Here is a 21,249-nt window from a genome sequence, read left to right as displayed (position 1 = left end):
TCTTTTTGTATAGAAACGGAAATGGAATGACATGTTAAAAAATAATCGAGCGCAAACTATTTTCAAAAGGTGCGCGTCTATCCATTGTAAGAAATAACCGATGCGCATTTAAGATAAAGGAGCTCTTTGTAAAATGAAGAAACGAAAAATTGAGGATCAATTTGCTGATTACGTAATGGAGCATAAACACAGTTTTTATCGATTGTCCTATAGTTATGTCAAAAACCCAGAAGATGCGATGGATGTCGTTCAAGAGGCGATTCATAAAGCACTCAAATCTGTTCACCGATTAGAGGATGCGACCAAGATGCATAGCTGGTTTTATAAAATCGTGGTGAACGCAGCCCTAGACTTTTTACGAAAGAAGAAGCGGGTGCAAGTGACAGACGATGATACGCTTGAATTCTTATCACAGGGTGAATCAGATGTATATGAGGATCAAGATGTCAGAAGAGCCATAGAGGATTTGCCCGAAATCTACCGGGGCATCATTATCTTGAGATTCTTTGAAGATTTAAAACTAGAGGACATCGCCCACATTCTCGATGAAAATGAAAACACCATTAAAACAAGATTATATAAGGCGTTGCGGCTTTTAAAAGTAGAATTATCGCAGGAGGAAATATAAATGGATAAGTATTTAGAACAGTTAAAAGAGGAATATTTAGAAATCCCCATTCCACCGGAATATGATGCTATGGTTGAACGGACATTAAAACGAAAAAACAAAAAACCTCATTTTCAGGAATGGACGATCGGACTTGTTGCTGCGGCTGCTCTATTTGTCACGACTGTGAATGTCAGTCCACAGGCGGCAAGAGCTATTTCGGAGATACCTGTCATTGGCGAGCTGGTGAAAGTCGTGACATTCACAGAATTTAAAAAGAGCGATCAAGGAACGAATATTGACCTTAAAACACCACACGTTTCAGGGCTTGGGGACGGAAAATTAGAAGACAGCCTGAATCAAAAATATTTAGCTGAAAACAAAAAGCTGTATCAAGATTTTGAAAAGGAAACAAAGGGATATAAAAATGGTCATTTAAGTGTTGAGAGCGGATATGAAGTGAGAACAAACAATGACCAAATTCTCTCACTAGGTCGATACAAGGTGACCACTCAGGCGTCTGCGGCAGAGGAAATGACGTATGATACGGTGGATAAGAAAAATCATGTACTCATTACATTACCAAGCCTGTTTAAAGATGACCGTTATATTGATGTGATTAGTGAAAATATTAAAGAGCAAATGAAGAAACAGATGAAAGAGGATTCAAATAAGATTTACTGGATTACCAAGCAAGATACGGTTGATCCGTTTAAGAAGATTCAGCCAGATCAAAGCTTCTATATCAATTCAAAAGGCAAACTGGTGATTTCCTTTAATGAATATGATGTGGCGCCTGGTTACATGGGTGTAGTTGAATTCACGATTCCAACAAGTGTGTTAAAGGATATTCTTGTCAGCGATATGTACATTCATTAAAAGAAGAAAAAAGACTGCTGAACATGTCAGCAGTCTTGTTGTGTTTATGAAGAAAGTGCGTCTGTCAGTGCAGGTACGACTTGTTTCTTTCTTGATACAACACCTTTTAGTAAAGCGGTGTTGTTTTCAAGTGTGACGTTAAATGCTTTTTCTACTTTTGCAGCTTCCGCACCGAGTGCAAGTGCAAGAGAGTCATTTTCTAGGATGTCTGTGATCACTAGAACGAATAGATCAAGACCTTTCGCTGCGATGACTTCATTGATTTTCGCTTCAATATCAGCCTGTCTTGCTGTAACTTCTGCGATATCTACTGTATTGACTTGCGCAATTTCCACTTTGCTATTGCCTAGTGCGAATTCTTTTGCATCAATTGTAATTAGTTCTTGAACCGTTTTTTGGCTTAGGTCAGCGCCAGCTTTTAGCATGTCTAGGCCGTAAACTTCTGGATCTACTCCTGCAATTTCAGCTAGCTCATGCGCAGCATCAATGTCTTGTTGTGTGCATGTTGGTGATTTGAATAGCAAGGAATCAGAAATGATTGCAGATAAAAGCAAACCAGCGATTTCTTTTTCAATCTTCACTTGGTTCTCTTTGTACATTTTGTTTAAGATTGTTGCTGTACAGCCAACAGGCTCAGCGCGATAGTATAGAGGTTCACTTGTTTCAAAGTTGGCAATACGGTGATGGTCAATGACCTCAGTCACTTGTACTTGATCAATATCGCTTACACTTTGTTGGAATTCGTTATGATCGACAAGAATGACTTGCTTTGTTTCGTTTGCAGCCGTTTCAATGAAACGAGGTGCTTCTTGTTTAAAGAAATCTAATGCGAATTGTGTTTCTCCATTGATTTCTCCAAGTCTGACCGCTTCTGCTTCGACGCCGATTTTGTTTTTTAGATCAGCGTAAGCGATAGCAGAGCAAATCGTGTCTGTGTCAGGGTTTTTGTGTCCGAATACGAGTGTTTTTCCCATGTGAATTCTCCTTCTTACATTTATTGATGATGTTTCTATTCTAACAGCTTTTGACCTTGAATTCAGGGTTTATAGCTAAGAATAATCTAAAAAATTGTAACATGCTGTTTGAAAAGTTGCATGTACGAATCAATATCAGTGTTCCACGTGAAACGCTCCTAAGATAGCCTGCATTTTACTTGCGATTTACCGCTATGGTAAAATAAAGGTTGGGGTAAGACATGGTGTAGCTTACATCGTACGTATACATAGAAGGATACATTGAGCAAGATATAGTAAAAGGATTGGATAGAGGTGAAGGTGTGAAACAAACTAAAGCGTTAGTAGAGGGCGCTATCATGATCAGTATTTTTTCTGTCATGACGCTGTTTTATTTGTATGTGCCGCTATTATCCATTATTTTCTTTCTAGCTGCTCCGATTCCGATCATCCTCTATACAATCAGGCACGGCTTGAAAAAAGGAATTGCTGCTGGCGCTATTGGGATAGTGATCAGCTTTTTAATTGGATCTATTAATGGACTCATGACGGCGCCAATTCTGATTGCTGTCGGATTAGGCATGGGTGTTTTCTATAGCAGAAGACAGCCTGGAAATGCCATCATTGCAGGTGCGCTGATCTATCTATTCAGTTTCCTTATCTCCTTTGTTGTCAGTGTTCAGCTTTTTCAAGTCGATATTATGAGTGTCGCGAAAGAGTCGATTGAGCAAATGATTCCAATGTTAGAGAGTTCCTTAAAGCAATCCGGCGCTTCTGAGCAGGACATTGCGAAGCAGCTGAAGCAGTTCAGAGAGATGAAGGATGCCGCATTGAGTGCTTTGCCTGTCGCGCTGTTGATGTTAGTTACGCTGACGGCGTTCGTGAACCACTGGTTTGTGAAGCCTCTGATCAAACGGTTTGTCAAAGACATGCCGGTTTTGAAGAAATTTAAGGATATGCGGCTGCCAAAAAGCATGGTATGGTATTATTTACTCACACTGCTTTTGATGCTGATTCAGACAGAAAAAGGCAGCTTTTTATCGCTCGTTCAAACGAGTGCGTTTCAAATTTTATTTATACTGGTGCTTATTCAGGGATTTTCTTTTATCTTCTATTATTGCCACGAAAAAAGCATCTCAAAAGCGGTGCCCGTTTTCGCTATCGTGTTAGGGGTTCTCTATCCGCCAATCGGTGTGATTGTGCGTATTATAGGGATTGCTGACATAGGCTTTGATTTAAGAGAAAAAGTAAAAAACAAATAATTCACTCTGAATGTTGAGGAGTTGATATCAGTGCCAAGCTTCTATAGAAAACCTGTCATCAAGTATCCGATCATCGCTTTGATTGTCCTTGCGGTGGTCACAGTCCTCCTCAACCTTTATTATAATTGGATCATAGGAGCGGTTGGTCTTTTAGTCCTTGCAGGTGTGCTCTACTTCTTAAAGTGGGCAGATACGCAAGTGCAAAAAGAGATTGATTCATATATTTCAACATTATCCTATCGAGTCAAAAAGGTTGGAGAAGAAGCATTAATGGAAATGCCAATTGGTATTATGCTGTTTAATGACCAGTATTATATCGAATGGACAAATCCATTTCTCGCTTCGTGTTTTCATGAAAGCACGCTTGTCGGCAGATCCTTGTATGATACATTCGAGTCCGTTGTGCCTCTTATTAAACAAGAGGTCGAGACAGAAAATGTGACGCTGAATGACCGGAAATTCAAAGTCATTATTAAACGGTCAGAGCGCCTTTTATATTTCTTTGATGTCACAGAACAGGTACAGATTGAAAGACAGTACGAAAATGAACGAACGGTGTTATCTTATATCTTTTTAGACAATTACGATGATGTCACGCAGGGTCTTGACGATCAGGTGCGCAGCACCATTAATAGTGAAGTGACGTCTCTGTTAAACAATTGGGCACAGGAATATGGCATTTTCCTGAAGCGAATTTCGTCCGAACGATTTATGGCGGTTCTAAATGAAAGCATTTTAGCAGAGCTGGAAGCGTCGAAATTCTCTATTCTAGACGAGGTCCGTGAGAAAACAGGAGCGCATAGTGCGACGCTTACCCTGAGTATCGGGATCGGTGCATCCGTACCTTCTTTAAAAGAGCTTGGGGCGCTTGCGCAGTCGAGTCTTGATCTTGCCCTCGGACGAGGCGGGGATCAGGTAGCCATTAAGCAACCGAATGGAAAAGTGAAATTCTACGGCGGGAAAACGAATCCAATGGAGAAACGGACACGTGTACGCGCACGAGTCATTTCTCATGCTTTAAAAGAAATTGTTTCTGAAAGCGGAAATGTCATGATCATGGGGCATAAGTTCCCAGACATGGACTCAATCGGTGCATCCATTGGGATTTTAAAGGTCGCCCAGGCTAATGGGAAAGAAGGCTATATTGTCATTGATGCCAACCAGATTGGGGACAGTGTTCAACGTTTGATTAGTGAAATTAAGAATTATGAAGATCTTTGGTCACGTTTTATCACGCCAGAGGAAGCCATGGAGCTTGCAAAGGATGACACGCTGCTTGTGGTCGTGGATACACATAAACCGTCTCTCGTCATGGAAGAACGACTACTCAATAAAATTGAAAATGTCGTGGTCATTGACCATCATAGACGCGGCGAGGAGTTTATCCGTGACCCATTACTTGTCTATATGGAGCCGTATGCTTCATCAACAGCAGAGCTTGTGACAGAGCTTTTAGAGTATCAGCCGAAGAAATTGCGCATTAACATGATTGAAGCTACTGCGCTTCTCGCAGGGATCATTGTTGATACGAAGAGTTTCTCGCTGAGAACGGGATCAAGAACGTTTGATGCAGCATCCTATCTTCGTGCAAAGGGGGCAGATCCTGTCCTTGTGCAAAAATTCCTAAAAGAGACCGTCGATCATTACATCAAACGGGCAAAGCTCATTCAGCATACAGATCTGTATCAAAATCAGGTGGCGATTGCTTCATTACCGTCAGACAGCTCGGAGTATTATGATCAAATCACGATTGCCCAGACGGCAGATTCCCTGTTGTCAATGAGTGAGGTAGAAGCGTCATTTGCTGTCGCTAGACGAGATGACAACACGGTGTGCATTAGTGCGAGATCATTAGGAGATATCAACGTCCAAATTATCATGGAAGCGTTAGATGGCGGCGGTCATTTAACTAACGCTGCAACCCAAATGTATGGTATAACCATTGAAGAAGCGGTAGAGCAGTTAAAAGCTGCCATTGATGAATATTTCGAAGGAGGGGTTCAAAGATGAAAGTCATCTTTCTAAAAGACGTAAAAGGCAAAGGGAAAAAAGGCGAAGTCAAGAATGTAGCTGACGGATATGCTCACAACTTTCTCATCAAACAAGGGTTAGCAGTTGAAGCAAACCCAACGAACCTAAGCGCATTGGAAGGGCAGAAGAACAAAGAGAAAAAGAATGCCATCCAAGAGCTTGAACAAGCGAAACAACTAAAAGAAACACTTGAGGCGCTAACAGTAGAACTAACAGCAAAATCAGGTGAAGGCGGCCGTCTGTTTGGATCAATTACAAGCAAACAAATCGCTGATAAATTGCAAAAAGATCATCAAATCAAAGTCGATAAGCGCAAAATCGAGCTGAATGACGCCATCCGTGCATTAGGATACACAAATGTACCGGTGAAGCTTCATCCAGAGGTACAAGCAACGTTAAAGGTTCATGTGACAGAACAAGCATAAACCGAAAAGAACCCGTCTCATGAGGAGGCGGGTTCTTTTTTTTATGATGGATCTGAAATATAGACGCTTCGTCCGGCTCGCATACCGGATATAAACATGAAAAATAGGATGATGATAAAGATGATAATGGATGGCGTCCATGTATGTGTGAGATCAAAAAGGATACCGACCATGAAAGGACCAACGGCGGCTAATAAATAACCGAGAGACTGCGCCATTCCGGAAAGGGCAGCGGCTTGCTCCATATTGGTCGTCCGTAATCCGATAAAAGTGAGCGCCAGACTGATGCTGGCACCTTGTCCAATGCCGATCAATAAAACAGAGATCACAAGAATAGGCGTCGATCCTCCGAGAAGAAGCCCGATCATGCCAAGTAAATACACAAGGACAAGGCTCAAGACAAGCGGTCTTTGTGTTTTTAATTTTTCTGCAAAAACAGGCGTTAAAAAGGTGGATGGCAGCCCAGCAAACTGCATAATGGACAGCATCCAGCCGGCTGTCGACAGGTTCATTCCATGTGATGTTAAAATATCAGGAAACCAGGCGATGCTGCTATAGAAAAGGAATGACTGCAAGCCCATAAAAAAGGTCACCTGCCATGCGACACGTGAACGCCATATCGGCTGCTCTGTGAGCGAAATGCTTTTGACGGATGCTGTGTTCTGATGAAGAAGCTGCGGCGCCCAGACCATCATCGCGAGAAGTGCAAGGCCAGCCCATACGAGGAATGATGTATTCCAGCCGCCAGGCATCGTATGACTGAGCGGAACACTGACACCTGAAGCAAGTGCCGCAAAGACGGACATCGAGGTCGTATATACACTTGTCATCAAACCTGCATGTGCAGGAAATTTATGCTTCACAAGCCCCGGTAAGAGCACATTACATATCGCAATTCCGACACCGACAAGCGCGGTTCCCATCATTAAGAAGGTGATCGTGCCAAACGAACGAATCACAATCCCAAATAGAAGGACAGCAAGCCCAAGCCAAAGGGTTCGTTCATTGCCAAGACGTTTTCCGATTTTAGGTGCAATTGGAGAAAGTAATGCGAATGAGAGCAGTGGTAATGTCGTGAGAAAACCTGCAAGTCCATTTGAAAGCTGTAAATCGGAACGAATGGCGCCGATGAGAGGGCCGACGGACGTAATGGCAGGCCGCAGGTTAAATGCAATAAGTAAAATCCCAGCAATCAGCAGGATGGTTTGTCCTTTACTGCGAGATTGTAATGTTGATTGTTCTAGTTGTTTTTCCATGAATGTAAACTCCTTTATTTCTTTAAGAAGAACGATCTTTCTTCTGTTCAAGCTCTGCTAGTTTAGCGATTAAGATATGCTGCGGCATATGCATGATTTGTTCAATGGGTACATTGAGTGATGCTGCAAGTTTTTGTGCTGTGTCGGCTGAGATTTGTAAAGGTCTCATGTGCAAATCCCTCCTCTTTCAATCTATACGTTCCAATATATCATATCGGCTTTGTGCCATGCTGATAAAAAATTAGAGTTCTCTTTTATAAAACCACTTTAGGGCTGATAAGAAATTTTTTTGAAATTGTTTCAGATGATGGCCCTTCCCTTGTTCGATGTGATAGTGCAGCTGCCATTCCTGCATCCCTTTCTGTAATAAAAGGTCATGTAGTTGTTTATTGAATAAAGGCATGTGCTGTTGAGCAGATGTTTTGCCTTTACCTTCTTCACTGCCCACAGATAAATAAATAAGGTGATCCACATACTGAATGCTTTGTTGTTTAGCAAACGGTAGAAAATCTTGATACCAAAATGACCCGGAGAGAGATGCGATGTTTTTAAAAAGAGCAGGGTGCATCAATAAAGTATAAATTGCAAATAGCCCACCTAATGAAGCACCTACGTGGCTATGTTCATGACAGGTCTCTTGAACTGGATATTCTTTTTTGATATATGGGAGCAAGTCATTCTCTAAAAACGACACATATGTCTGTGCCTCGCCTTTAAAGTCAGGAAACCCAGAGCGCAGTGATGATGCCTTCCATGGTGTATACTCATCAAGTCGATTGAAAGGGTGTATGCCGACAATGATGATTGGCGAGATGGTTTTGGCTTCGATCAGTCTTTCGATCTCTAGCAGGTGTGTTCTAAACAAAGAAGAGCCATCTTGTACAAAGACAGCTGGAACATTAATAGATGTGTCCTGTGGAACGTAAATATCAAGCTGACGACCGTTAAACTCGTCATATAGAAACGTTCCGTTCATATGTATTCACTCCTCAAAATTCTCAACTACGCTGAAAAGAAGACAAAGGGCTAAACATTAGCCCTTTGTCTTCTTTTTAGTTGTTTTTCTCTAACCATTTGACAGCCTTATCAAGGAAGGTTGTTTTGCTTAGTGCAGTTCCTCCTTGAAGCATAGGATCAACGACATTTTCATTGATGTGCCCATTTTTCACAGCTTTTAGGCTTGTCCAAATTTTATTTTCCTCTAAGTCCTTTAATGCGTTAGGATTCGATGAGTTTTCCTCTTTAGAGAACTGAACAAAAATATAGTCAGGATTGAGTTCGCCCAGGCGCTCCAATGAAATCATTGCTTGTGCTTTGGCTTTTTTAATATCACTTGGTGCTGTAAATCCTAAGTCCCCATATAAGGTAGAGTTGAAGTATACGTCTTCAGGATACACGTACAGGTCGCCTTGTCTAATGCGTAAAATGACAGCTGTTTTGTTGCTGCTTTTGTCTTTCAGGGTTTCTTTCGCTTGTTTAAGGTCTTTCTGATAATCAGAAATGATGTTTTTCGCTTCTTCACTTTTGCCAGTAAGTGTACCGAGCAATAAAAGATTGCTTTCCCAGTCAGAAGAGACGTGGGATACTGGGATCGTCGTTTGGACTTTATCCAATTTTTTTATTGTTGCAGGTGGGAATTTTGTTGATCCTAGTATTACGTCTGGTTTTAGTTTTAAGATTTTTTCTAGATTCGGTTCTGTTTTTTCACCGATGCCTTCTGTTTTCGCTGTGATGTCTTTAAATAATTCAGGGAATGTGCCGCCTACAGTAGAAGCACCAATAGGTTGAATATCAAGTAATTTTGCATCTTCCATTGATTCTAGGCTTCCAGCAATGACGATTCGTTTCACTGGTGTTTTGAGGTTGTATGATTGATCTAAGTAATTGATGTTTGTTTCTGTTGCTTCAGCTGACTTGCTTTTGGTTGTGTTTGAAGCAGGTTTATTTTCTTCAGCACCACAGGCAGCAGTGGTGATCGTCATGATACAAAGGATAAGCAATGCTAACCATTTTTTCATTTGTTTTCTCCTTTAACTGATAATTGTTCTCAATTAATGATTGTATTAGGCTTTTGTCCTTTTATCCATAGATAATTCTCTGTCGAATGATGGACTTTTTACGGAAAAAAAGATAAAAGGTCCTGAATGACTCGTTGATGACTGGCTGCTGTGTATTCACGCCAAGGGTCAGATGCTAGTGGATAGACTGCTTGTTGAGTCACAGCCTTGAGATTTTGCCAATCTTCCTGTTGCTTTAACTTTTGATAAAAAGCAATGGTTTTTGGCTCCTTATGCAAGAAGAGGAAGATGGCGTCTGGATCTAGCTGTTGTATGGAGCGAATGGTGATTTCTTTTTCTATTAGCTGTCCATCATTCTGAAAAGCTGGCAGAAGACCAATATCATGAAAAATCACTTCTGACATGGTGCGATTGACAGACAAGTAGAGTTGATCTTGAAAGATACGAAGAGGCAGGACGGTTTTTGGTGGATGATCAAAAAGGCACGACTTTTTCGCTTGAATGACGAGTTCCTCATAATGAATCAACCATTCTTCTGCTTCCTTCGCTTCGTTTAAGAACATAGCTGTTTGTCTGAATTGAGTGCGCCAATCCAATTGTTTGAATGGAACAAAGTGAACAGGACAGATGGTTTTCAACACTTGTTTTTCTTCCTCTGTCACATGATCATTGGCAATGATTAGCTCAGGTTTTGTTTCCTTTAATTGCTGTAAATTGGCTTCAGCGTGCTCGTTGATCCGATGTGCACTCAGGTGAATCGGGATTTCTTCTGCATGATGCTCAAAATCATGTGCTGTCCATTTAGGGTGAAGAGGGGCAGCATACGGGATGATATGAATGGGTGTGAGCTGACCGAGTATGGAATGGCCATAGGCTGCAATTTTCCGCTGACGGCTTTTCATATAAGTAGAAGGGGTCATGCCCGTTTTTTTCTTAAAGATGCGGCTAAAGTAATAGGGATCTTGATAGCCGATTTCCAGTGCAATGTCTTTGAGCTTTGCGTTGCCTTTTGCCATTAATTGTTTGGCTCTAGCCATCCTTTTCTTGGTGATATAATCAGTGACACTCACATTAAAATGCTTTTTAAATAGCTCACTGTAATGATTGGCGCTGATGCCAGCCATTTGAGATAGACTTGTAAGGCTGAGAGGCTCTTCGGAATGTTGGTCGATATATTGTTTTGTTTTGAAAAGGGCATGTGCTGTGTCACAAATATCTTCTTTATGCAGTGTGAAAAGCTGCATAATAAGCTGTTGAAAAAGAGTTTGGCTTCTAAAAAAGCTAATGGCTTCAGGTCTTTTCCATTCCTCTGTCATTTCTGGAAGTGAAGAATGAATTTGTTCAATCGGGCTAATATCGATAAATTGCCATACATTCAGTAAAGAACGGGCATGTTCAGTTGATACTTCCCGTATGTTTTGATCTTGCAGCATGTAGAGCTGAAAGCGAAACAGATAAAGCTCTTGTTTTTGATAAGGCTCTGTTTTCAACATAAATGTTTCTCCAGGAAGGATCGTATAGAGTGTCAGATGTTTCAACCGCCATTTTTGATCGTTCAATGTGAGTAAACCTCTGCCGCTTATGCTGAAGAGGAAGCAGAATGTATCTGATAGCTGCTGCTCCGTATGCGGAAGCTCTGCATTATTTATTTTTTCAGTATATGTTAATCGATAGATGAATTGTTCTGCATTTGCCATTGTACGTAATTGATTGCTGTTTCCCATAAAACCACCTGATCTCTTATTTGTTGATAAACATTCTCAATTAAATTGTAGCAGAAAGAGCTGGGAGATGGTGATGTTTATTCTGTCAAAAAAGCACCCTGAGTGTGATCAGGGCGCGGTGATTTAGTCCGTTTTTCCATGGGCTAGCGCAGGTTCTTTTGTTAAGCTTAATGGCCGTAAGTCCTGCCAGTGTGTCTGGATATAATCGATGCAGGCATTTCTAGTGTCTTCACCAAAGACCTTTTTCCACCCATCTGGCACTGGTGCAAATGATGGCCAAAGTGAATGCTGTCCTTGTTCATTGACAAGCACAAGAAATACACCGTCTTCACGATCAAAGGGATTTGTCATTTGTCATCTCTCCTTTATTCTTAGTGCTTTTGTTTGACCCGATGCAGTGCGTTGTCTAAGATGACACCAATTTCTGCTAGGGGTTTAGGCTGGCACATGTCTTTGTGCCGGCAATGAATGTCGTGCTGTTCAATTGTTCCGTTGATATAAGGTGCCCATGCTTCGGGATCAATTGGTGTAAACCAATCTGGGATAATAGTAGATCTAAAGAATAATATGTCCCCATGATAAGTTTTTGGCTGATATTCTCCGAGCAATCGAACTGAATTGACATAGGTTTCCTTTAGATTTCTAATAGCATCTTCACTTAAGCTTGCTAGTGCACTGCCATCTTTTTTCAAGATGTCGACGGCACTTTTCATTGTGAGTGGTTCACCTGTTAAGGTATCTGGATCATAACCGCCGAGCGCAAGAAGAGCGATTAATGCTTCTTCTTCATCAGGTGCTTCTTTAATCGGCAAGAAATGGTTCGGATAGGCATCCAGCATCGCAACGAGTGCGATTTCTTCACCTTGCTGCTGGAGCTGTGTAGCCATTGCTTGTACAACGTTTCCGCCTAGTGACCAGCCAAGAAGATGATAAGGGCCTTTTGGCTGAATCGTTTGGATGTGCTTGATATAATCCGCAGCCATATCATCTAGTGTGTGCGGGTAGTCATCTTTTCTTGCGATTCCTCGTGCCTGTAATCCATAAATAGGGATGTCTTTCTCTAATGTATTCAAGAGACCTGCATAGCACCAGCTAAGACCACCTGCTGGGTGAACACAGAAGAGAGGATATCTTTCTCCATTTGTTCGCAGAGGCAGCAAGATTTCTAGTGCGTTTTCATCGCTTCCTGTTTCTAGTTTCTCTGCCAAACTTGCAACATTTGGTGCTTCAAACAATGTTCCGATACTAAGTTTGACACCAAGTGCATCACGAATGCGGCTGATTAAACGAACCGCAAGTAAGGAATGCCCGCCAATGTCAAAAAAGCGATCATCAATGCTGATTTTTGGCAAATCAAGCACCTCTTCAAAGAGATGACATAGGATTTCCTCTTTCGGGTTTCTTGGGCCGCGGCCATCCGCTTGCTGTATATGCAATTGAGGTGCCGGCAGTGATTTTTGATCCAGCTTCCCGTTTGCTGTAAGTGGCATGTTATCAATCTGTACATATGCTGCAGGCACCATGTAATCAGGAAGACTGGCTGCGGCAAAATGACGAAGGGTCTCTGTATCGAAATGCTCTTCTTCAGTTGTGACGATATATGCGACTAAGCGCTTGTCACCAGGCTGATCCTCTCGCATAATCACGGCAACTTGTGCAACTGCATCGTGGCGTGCCAGAATGGCTTCGATTTCTCCGAGTTCAATCCTAAACCCGCGTATTTTAATTTGATGATCAGCTCTGCCAATGTAATCAAGTGCCCGATCTTCTGTCCAGCGTGCGAGGTCGCCAGTTCGATACATCCTTGTGCCAGGTGCTCCATAAGGATCGGCAGGGAATCGATCTGACGTCAGGTCAGGCCTGCCTAGATAACCTCTTGCAAGGCCAGCTCCAGCTACATACATTTCACCTGTTGTTCCAGGGGGAACAGGCTGTAGGTATTCATCTAGTACGTAGACGTGTAAATCAGGAATTGGTTCGCCTATTAAGCTGCTGGATTTCTTTGCGATCATGTCTCGATTGAGTACATTGTACGTAACGTGTACGGTGGTTTCTGTAATGCCGTACATGTTAATTAGCTTTGGCTTACAGTCTGAGTGACGGCTGTACCAATCTTCTAATCTGCTAAGCTCTAATGCTTCACCGCCAAAAATGACATAGCGGAGTGATAATGCTTGACCAAGTGTTTGTTGTTCCTTGTCTATCTGCATGAGCTGATAGAAGGCAGAAGGCGTTTGATTAAGCACAGTTACACCCTCCTCGACTAAAAGCTGCAGCATCTCTTCAGGAGAGCGAGAGATGGTATGAGGTACAATGACAAGTCGGCCTCCATATAAAAGGGGTCCCCATATTTCCCATACTGAAAAATCAAAGGCATACGAATGGAACATTGTCCAAACATCTTCTACATCAAAATGGAACCAATGTTCAGTAGATGTCAGAAGACGGATGACATTTTGGTGTGGGATGACCACTCCTTTTGGTTTCCCTGTAGAACCGGATGTATAAATAATATAGGCCGGATGCAGAGAAGATAGCGGCTCAATTCTGTCTATATCAGCCGGATTGTGATTTGGCTTAGTCAGCAATTGACCGCTCGTTTCTTTTTCGTCTAACAAAATCAAATCGCAATCAGCAGGGAGATGCACTGCAGCTGCTTTTGTTGTGATACTGCAAACTGGTTTGGCATCTTGTATCATGTATGCCAGCCTGTCTGCTGGATAGTCAGGATCAAGCGGAACATAGGCTGCGCCTGCTTTATGAACGGCTAATAGGCTTACGAGCATATCGATTGACCTAGGCAGGGCAAGTGCAACGAACTGTTCTGGTCCAACGCCTCTTTCTATTAATAAATGAGCAAGACGATTGGCTTTGTTGTTTAACTCTTCATAGGTGAGTTGCCTCTTGCCATCCGTTACTGCCACTCGATCAGGGTATTGCTGCGCCGTTTTTTCAAATAAGGCTGGGAGACCAGGTGCTTGATCTAACTGAGCGAATGCCTTTTTGTCAGGGAGAAATGTTTGCCGTTCTTTATCTGATAAAATGTTCACTTGACCAATCGGCAGATGTGGGCGCTCAGCTACCTCTGTTAAAAAGCGCTTCATTCTGTCAGCGATTGCTCGAATGGTGCTTTGTTTAAATACATCTGTACTGAATTCAAACAAACCTGTTAATCCTGCTGCTGATCCAGTCTCAGTTCTTTGTTCTGTTAATTCGATGGTCAGATCAAATTTAGCTGACCCTACTGGTTTCACGTAAAGATCTGAGTCAAGTTGTGTCAGCTTCATTTCCGCCTTCGGTGTATTTTGGAAGGCAAGCATGACTTGGAACAATGGATTGCGTGACCTGGATCGGGTTGGATTTAGGATTTCGACTAGCCGTTCAAATGGCAGATCCTGATGCTCATAGGCTGCTAGGTCAACGTCTCGCACTCGCTTCAATAGCTCACTAAAGGTTGGATTACCAGCTGTATTGGTACGTAATACTAGTGTGTTCACAAACAAGCCAACAATGTCGTCAAGTGCATCGTCATTCCGTCCAGCAATTGGACTGCCAATTGGGATATCTGTCCCCGCCCCAAGGCGTGTCAGTAATGCTGCAAGTGATGCTTGAAGCACCATGAACAAGCTCACCTGATGCTGCTTTGCAAGTTCAAGGAGGTTCTGATGTAAAGCGGGTTTAATCGTAAAGTCTATCGTATCACCGTTGAAGCTTCCTTCCTGTGGACGCGGGAAGTCATAGGGAAGTTCCAGTTCTTCTGGAAGGTCATGTAAGGCGCCTTTCCAATAGCTGAGCTGCTTGGCAAATAGACTATCCGCCTCTTCTTCACTGCCCAACAGCTTCTGCTGCCATATAGCATAGTCAGCATATTGAACAGGTTCGGCTGGCAAGGAGATGGATTTTCCTTGTATACGGGCTTCGTAAGCAGCAGCTAAGTCTCGTGTCAATGGTGCAAGTGACCAGCCGTCACCAGCGATGTGATGCAGCAATAGAAGCAGTACGGATCGGTTTGCATCAAGCGTGAATAATTCAGCGCGAAGTGCAGGTTCTTCTTCAATTTTAAAGCTATAGCGAATGGCTTCGTTTAACTGACTCTCAATTTGTTGATCGTTTGAAGCTGTGACATGGAGTTTAGGCTGAACACTTTTCGAATGTAAAATGACCTGTCTTGGCATGCCATTCTTATCCGGAAAAATGGTTCTAAGGGTTTCATGTTTTTCAGTGATATCTGCGAGTGCACCAATTAGAGCTGTTTGATCTAGTGTACCTGTCAGCTGAATGACAAGTGGAATATTGTAAGTTGGACTTGGCCCTTCAAGGCAATGAAGGAACCAGAGCCGTTTTTGGGCAAAGGATAACGGAATCTCTTCTGGCTTGTTTTCTACCTGAAGCGGCGGCCGAATGTCCTTCGCTTTGTCCAAGTGCTGCGCAAGCTCAGCAACCCGAGGTGATTCAAAAATGGTACTCATGCTTATGTCTGCACCGAATGTATCGCGTATACGTCTAAGCAGACGAGCGGCGAGTAAGGAATGTCCGCCTAAGTCAAAGAAACTATCATCTATGCCAATTTGAGATAGGCCAAGGGTTTCTGCAAATAAACTACATAACATGTCTTCTTGTGGTGTTCTAGGTGTACGCTCAGAACTAACTAAAGACATATTTGGTGCTGGTAATGCTTTGCGATCGATTTTGCCATTTGGTGTAAGTGGAAGTTCTGGCAAAACGACAACAGCAGAAGGCACCATGTAATCAGGAAGTAATGCAGCCGCAAACTGCCTGAGCTCTGAAGGGTGCAGAGAAGAGTCGTCTGTCAGCACAACATACGCACAAAGCAGCTGTTGTCCAGGCTGATCCTCACGAACGATAACAGATGTATGCTTTATGGCTTGATGCTGCATTATCACTGTTTCAATTTCACCTAGTTCAATACGGAAGCCGCGGATTTTAATTTGATGATCGGCACGGCTGATATAATCAATTGAACCATCTTCACGCCATCTGGCTAAATCACCAGTACGATACATTCTCGTGCCGCTTGTGCCGAATGGATCAGCGACAAAACGTTCAGCCGTTAAATCATATCGTCCAAGATATCCTCTGGATACTCCTTCACCTGCAATGTAAAGTTCACCGATTGATCCTGCTGGAATTGGGTTTAGTCCTTCATCTAAAATGTAAACGCTCGTATTCCAAATGGGTTTACCAATTGCCGGCCCGCTATTCTCTTGATGTGCTGTGACATTTTCCATCGTAGACCAGATCGTCGTTTCTGTAGGTCCGTACAAATTGGTAATGTCGCATTGAAGAGATTGCAATTTGTGCAAAAGGGAGGCAGGAAGTGCTTCTCCTCCAACAAGAACACGTATACCTGTTATCACGTCAGGGTATTCATCTGCCAACGCATGCCACAACGTTGGTGTTGCCTGCATGATTGTGACAGGATGAGAACGAATCATGTCTGAAAGCTTTGCTGGCTCTTGTATGGTTTCTTTTTTTGCCAATAAAATAGCAGCTCCATGTAAAAGCGGGAGGAACATTTCTAGCCCGGAAATATCAAAGGCAATGGTCGTTACCGCTAAAAGCTGGTCTCCTTGATCTAATAAAAATGAATCTTGCATGGACAATATAAAGTTGATTACATTTCGCTTTGTGACAACAACACCCTTTGGTTTGCCTGTCGATCCTGATGTGTAGAGGATGTAAGCTGGATGATGCAGGGAGCCTTCGTTCCATGTCGGATCGAGATGCGGACTGCCTGCTATCTCCTGTTGAACAGTTGAATCATCCAGTTGAACGATGTGCGGATGCTCCAAACCGTCTGCTGTCTCTTTGAATGTGAGCAAGCAAGCTGGTTTGGCATCTTCTAGCATATAGGCGACACGATCGTTAGGGTAATCAGGGTCTAGTGGCAGATAGGCGGCTCCTGTCTTGACAACGGCTAATAGACTTACGACCATATCGATGGACCGAGGCAGAGCTATTGCGACAAATTGTTCTGGTCCAATGTCACGCTTTTTCAAATAATGAGCCAATTGATTTGCCCGCTGATTCAACTCTTCGTAGGTTAAAGTGATTCCTTCAAACTGTAATGCTTTTGCTTGTGGCGTTTTGCTCACTTGTTTTTCAAATAGTTCCCGTAAAGATTCCTTTGGTAATTCTCGTTTTGTATCATTCCAGTGCTTGAGAATGTTCTCTTTTTCTTCAGACAAAAGAAGGTTGAATTGACTGATCATCTGATCTTGCTCTAGTCCGGTTATTTCCTCCAGCAGTTGAAGAAAACGATGCTGATGAGCGTCAACTGCTTGCTCTTTGTAAACGGCAGGGTTTGCATCAAAGTCGATTTGAAATCCGTTCCCATCCGCGCGGTCGTATATGTTGATCGATATATCATCCACGGGTCCTGCTGAAAGGTTATGTGCTTGACCAATGCTCTCATCGAATATGAGATCATAATCAAATGGCATGATATTGATTTGCGGGCCGAATAATCGCTGATTTCTTCCGATGAGTTTAAAGTCTCTCCGCATGTCCTCGTGACGATATCTTTGATGAGGGCGAATGGCTTTCAGTTCATCAGATACTTGGCGAACAAGTGCTGAGAGCGTCATTTCTGGTTTGCATGTTAAACGAAGCGGTACTAGGTTCATGACCATTCCGGGTGTTTGCAAGGCGCACGATCCAAGGCGCATCATAACAGGTAATCCTAAAACAATATCATGTGCACCAGTCATACGATGCATATAGAGAGCGGATGCCGCAAGAATCATTTCATGCCACGTACCACCGAAGGCAGGAGCATTTTTTTTCATTTTGCTTACCTTTTCGGCATCGTAGTTAGCCGTTTTTCGGATAAAATGATCCGACGTTCTTGGGGCAAGCTCAGCAAGGCTGACAATTTCAGGCTGATCAGCAAAGCGATTTTTCCAAAACGCTCGATCATCTTCATATCGGTTGGACTGTTGATAAGTGATCTCCTCTTGGACTACGTCATGTAAGGCTCCAAATGTTTGAGGAGGCACAGGTGCCCCTTTCGATAGGGCTGAATAGACCTCAGCAACACGACGTGCAATGAGCGAAAAGGCGAATCCATCAATGGCAATGTGATGAATGCGCTGATACCAGATAAAACGGTCGTCAGCAAGTTGAAAAAGTACTTCACGGAATAATACATCTTTCTCTAAAGAGACTGGCGTTGAAAGATCTGCCTTCATCCATGCTTTAGCCGCATCAAGCGGCTGTTTTTCATTTTGTAAATTGATAGATTGAAATGGAATCTCTTTCTTAGATATCAACCATTGCTTTGGACCGTCAGTATCCTCAACGAAGCGCATATACAAGGAATCTGCTTCTAAGACAGTCTTTCTAATGGCTGCTTCAAAGTGTACGGGATCAATTGGACCTTTAATATCTATATACTCAGCTGTATTGAAAATAGGATTAGATGGATCAAGCTGCTGCGCATACCAAATGCCTGATTGGGCACCGGTTAGTGGGAATGAATCGACTGACTGGATCGACAAGGGTCTATACCTCCTTTACAAGTAATCGATATTTGGGATAGATGGCTGTTTTTCTGGGAAAAGAAGAGCTCGCCAATGAGTGAGCGTTGGATTAGCTGCAAGCTCAACGAAATTGACTGTCGCTCCTTGCTGTCTCCATTTTTCCGCTAGACTCATCATTCGAATAGAATCAAGTCCAAGATAGACGAGATTCTCGTCAAACGGTATTTCATTCGGCTCGATTTGGATATACTCAGCTACTTGGTGAACGATAGCATCAAAGGATAGATCATCACCGTCTGCTTCCTGTCCTGTTAAACGACTAATGATTTGGCTTGTCGTTGTGGTCACCGCACAGCGTTCAGCTGCATAGGTCATTGCCATTTTGTGATGCTTAAGTGAAAAGTCAGCGACGGCATCGGCGACAAAAAAGGTTTCAATATCGAGCATGAATGCTTCTGCGGCTGTCAACATACAGCCAATATGTGCATATACGCCAGTAATGATCAGTTGATCACGCCCGCCTTCGTGAAGAATATCTAAAAAATTGGATTTTTTGAATGCGCTATAACGCCATTTTGTCAGCATTGTATCTGCTTCAGATGGAGCAAGCTGATCAATGATTTTTGTCAATGCTTCATCATCACCAAGTCCAGGCCCCCAAAAATCTGTTAATAAGGCACGATCTTTCGGGTCTTGGTCACCAGGTTGAGCTGTATAGACGACAGGAATGCCAAGTTCTTTGCATGTATCACGTAATTGTTCAATATGCTGCACTAACTCTGTGATCGGTGATGTATCTTGTTGAAATGCATTTAAAAAATATTGCTGCATGTCATGTATTAGCAGGACAGCACGTTTCGGATCAGGGATCCAGTTCACTTTATTTTCGGGTAAATCTTGTATGCTTGGCATTGGATACGCAGGAATAGTAGGGATTGCCATGGTTTTCACTCCTCTTTTTTTATACGTTGGCAGTATGGATTGAAGCTAATTCTCTTAATGCTTTTTTACTGACTTTGCCTACACCTGTTTGTGGGAACGCATCGATCCATTCAATGCGGTCGGGAATTTTATAGGCAGCGAGCCCGCGTTCTCTTAGAAATGACTTTAAGGCGTGTGGTGCTGGCTTGTTGTTTCCTTTCGCAATAACAAAGGCACATGAGCGTTCGCCAAGAAACGGATCTGGCATGGACACCATGGCGGCATCATGAATGTCAGGATGCGCAAGTAAATGATTTTCAACTTCTTCAGCGGCAACCTTTTCGCCGCCACGATTGATTTGATCCTTGTCTCTGCCTTCTACTACCACATTTCCTTCTTTTGTTAATCGCACGATGTCACCTGTTCTGTAAAAACCATCGGCTGTAAATGCTTTCTTGTTTTGTTCATCGGCTTTATAGTAGCCGCGAATCGTATAAGGTCCTCTTGTTAAAAGGTGTCCAGCCACTTCATTCGGGACGGGCTTGTCCTCATCATCTACCACTAGTACCTCATCATATTCAGACATCGGGCGTCCTTGTGTGTGAATAATGACATGTTCAGGATCATCCAATCTGGTATAGTTGACCAGACCTTCGGCCATGCCAAAAACTTGCTGTAACTTACACCCAAGGGCAGGCATCACTCGTTTTGCTGCCTCGGCGCTTAATTTAGCACCACCGACTTGTAAGACCTCAAGGCTCGATAAGTTATCTGATCGATGAGGAGCAGCCTCTAGCCAAATCAATGCGATAGGTGGAACGACAGCGGTAATGGTCACCCGTTCTTTTTCAATGAGTGGAAAGACGACATCAGGGCTTGATCCAGTTGCAAGAACGACTCTTCCACCAGCGTATAACGTCCCAAGGACTCCAGGTGAGCTTAATGGATAATTGTGTGCTACTGGAAGTGTAGCTAGATACACACTATCTTTTGTAAGCTCGCACACCTCATTGCTTTTCCAAAGACTATACATATAGTCATCATGTGTACGAGGTATGAGCTTAGAAAGGCCTGTGCTGCCTCCTGATAACTGAAGAAATGCAATATCGCTTGCCTCTACATGAATTTGAGGATCAAGTGCTGGGTCCTTGCGCAGATCATCCAAGTCAAGGAATTCCTCAGCCTTCCCTGCAACAATGACATGAGGTAATGAGGGAAGCTTTTCTTTCACTTGACGTGCGAGTGATCGATAATCAAAGCCATCATGGATATCTGGTATGACATATGCGTCTGCTTCGGCAAACTCAATAAAATAAGTGATTTCGCTGCTTCTATGAGATGGCAGTGAGAAGACGGGTAAAGCACCGATTCGAAATAAAGCGAAAATGACTTCAAAAAAAGCAGGAATGTTAGGAAGCTGCACGACAACTCGACTGCCCTTTTGAATTCCAAGCTGATGGAAACCGGCGGCAAGACTGCTGACACGCTCATCAAGTTCTTGGTAGCTCATGTGCGTATCAGCGTATGTAATCGCAGTTTTATTCCTTAACGATACGGCGCGTTCACGAAGCATACCGCCAAAGGTTTCTCCACGCCAACAGCCGTTTTCACGGTAGCGTTTTGCAAATTCTTCTGGCCATGTAGGTGGTTGAACAAACATGTTTTTGTCAT

The 21,249-nt window shown here is 42.9% G+C and carries 15 protein-coding genes; 5 read left to right on the top strand and 10 right to left on the bottom strand.

The features are described 5' to 3' along the window. Positions 1-133: 133 nt before the first annotated feature. Together MKY18_RS18780 and MKY18_RS18775 are read left to right on the top strand one after the other, a co-directional pair. Positions 134-628 (top strand): RNA polymerase sigma factor, encoded by a 495-nt coding sequence (locus MKY18_RS18780; RefSeq protein WP_003215191.1) that lies wholly within the window; start codon positions 134-136, stop codon positions 626-628. Beyond that, positions 629-1,486 (top strand): DUF3298 and DUF4163 domain-containing protein, encoded by an 858-nt coding sequence (locus tag MKY18_RS18775; RefSeq protein WP_065097579.1) that lies wholly within the window; start codon positions 629-631, stop codon positions 1,484-1,486. It begins immediately after the preceding gene. Positions 1,487-1,530: 44 nt separating this feature from the next. Here MKY18_RS18775 and MKY18_RS18770 read toward each other — a convergent pair whose 3' ends face one another. Beyond that, positions 1,531-2,460 carry a manganese-dependent inorganic pyrophosphatase gene (locus MKY18_RS18770; RefSeq protein ID WP_217012622.1) on the bottom strand — a complete coding sequence of 310 codons (930 nt, stop codon included), beginning with the start codon at positions 2,458-2,460 and terminating at the stop codon, positions 1,531-1,533. Between the two features lie 302 nt (positions 2,461-2,762). Here MKY18_RS18770 and MKY18_RS18765 point away from each other — a divergent pair, with 302 nt between their 5' ends. The 3 genes from MKY18_RS18765 to rplI are packed head-to-tail and all read left to right on the top strand — an operon-like array spanning position 2,763 to position 6,157. Then, positions 2,763-3,701 (top strand): YybS family protein, encoded by a 939-nt coding sequence (locus MKY18_RS18765; RefSeq protein ID WP_217012621.1) that lies wholly within the window; start codon positions 2,763-2,765, stop codon positions 3,699-3,701. A 30-nt stretch (positions 3,702-3,731) separates the two neighbouring features. Further along, complete coding sequence (locus MKY18_RS18760; protein WP_044139054.1) at positions 3,732-5,711, top strand: DHH family phosphoesterase; 1,980 nt, start codon at positions 3,732-3,734, stop codon at positions 5,709-5,711. Then, positions 5,708-6,157, top strand: a complete 450-nt coding sequence (rplI, locus tag MKY18_RS18755; protein ID WP_044139055.1) for a 50S ribosomal protein L9 — start codon at positions 5,708-5,710, stop codon at positions 6,155-6,157. The genes MKY18_RS18760 and rplI overlap by 4 nt, the downstream gene beginning before the upstream one ends. Positions 6,158-6,198: 41 nt before the next feature. Here rplI and MKY18_RS18750 read toward each other — a convergent pair whose 3' ends face one another. From MKY18_RS18750 to MKY18_RS18710, 9 genes are all read right to left on the bottom strand, one after another. Further along, positions 6,199-7,413, bottom strand: a complete 1,215-nt coding sequence (locus MKY18_RS18750; RefSeq protein WP_113767975.1) for an MFS transporter — start codon at positions 7,411-7,413, stop codon at positions 6,199-6,201. A 22-nt stretch (positions 7,414-7,435) separates the two neighbouring features. After that, positions 7,436-7,582 (bottom strand): YycC family protein, encoded by a 147-nt coding sequence (locus MKY18_RS18745; RefSeq protein WP_003214589.1) that lies wholly within the window; start codon positions 7,580-7,582, stop codon positions 7,436-7,438. A 72-nt stretch (positions 7,583-7,654) separates the two neighbouring features. Further along, positions 7,655-8,389 (bottom strand): alpha/beta hydrolase-fold protein, encoded by a 735-nt coding sequence (locus MKY18_RS18740; RefSeq protein ID WP_113767974.1) that lies wholly within the window; start codon positions 8,387-8,389, stop codon positions 7,655-7,657. A gap of 76 nt (positions 8,390-8,465) precedes the next feature. Continuing rightward, positions 8,466-9,431, bottom strand: coding sequence for an ABC transporter substrate-binding protein (locus MKY18_RS18735; protein WP_342497649.1), 966 nt, complete (start codon positions 9,429-9,431; stop codon positions 8,466-8,468). A gap of 98 nt (positions 9,432-9,529) precedes the next feature. Continuing rightward, positions 9,530-11,155, bottom strand: a complete 1,626-nt coding sequence (locus MKY18_RS18730; protein WP_342497648.1) for a helix-turn-helix domain-containing protein — start codon at positions 11,153-11,155, stop codon at positions 9,530-9,532. Positions 11,156-11,278: 123 nt separating this feature from the next. Next, entirely contained in the window at positions 11,279-11,506 is a 228-nt protein-coding gene (locus MKY18_RS18725; protein ID WP_065097586.1) for an MbtH family protein, read from the bottom strand. Positions 11,507-11,526: 20 nt separating this feature from the next. After that, entirely contained in the window at positions 11,527-18,675 is a 7,149-nt protein-coding gene (locus MKY18_RS18720; RefSeq protein ID WP_342497647.1) for an amino acid adenylation domain-containing protein, read from the bottom strand. A gap of 15 nt (positions 18,676-18,690) precedes the next feature. Further along, positions 18,691-19,599, bottom strand: coding sequence for an isochorismatase family protein (locus MKY18_RS18715; RefSeq protein WP_065097588.1), 909 nt, complete (start codon positions 19,597-19,599; stop codon positions 18,691-18,693). A gap of 19 nt (positions 19,600-19,618) precedes the next feature. After that, positions 19,619-21,238, bottom strand: a complete 1,620-nt coding sequence (locus MKY18_RS18710) for a (2,3-dihydroxybenzoyl)adenylate synthase (RefSeq protein WP_065097589.1) — start codon at positions 21,236-21,238, stop codon at positions 19,619-19,621. Positions 21,239-21,249: the final 11 nt, after the last annotated feature.

It is taken from the genome of Bacillus sp. FSL R7-0672, assembly GCF_038601465.1.
Lineage (GTDB): Bacteria > Bacillota > Bacilli > Bacillales > Bacillaceae > Bacillus > Bacillus pumilus.
The sequence above is the reverse complement of the archived record's forward strand: the minus strand, read 5'-3'. Positions and strand labels throughout refer to the sequence as shown.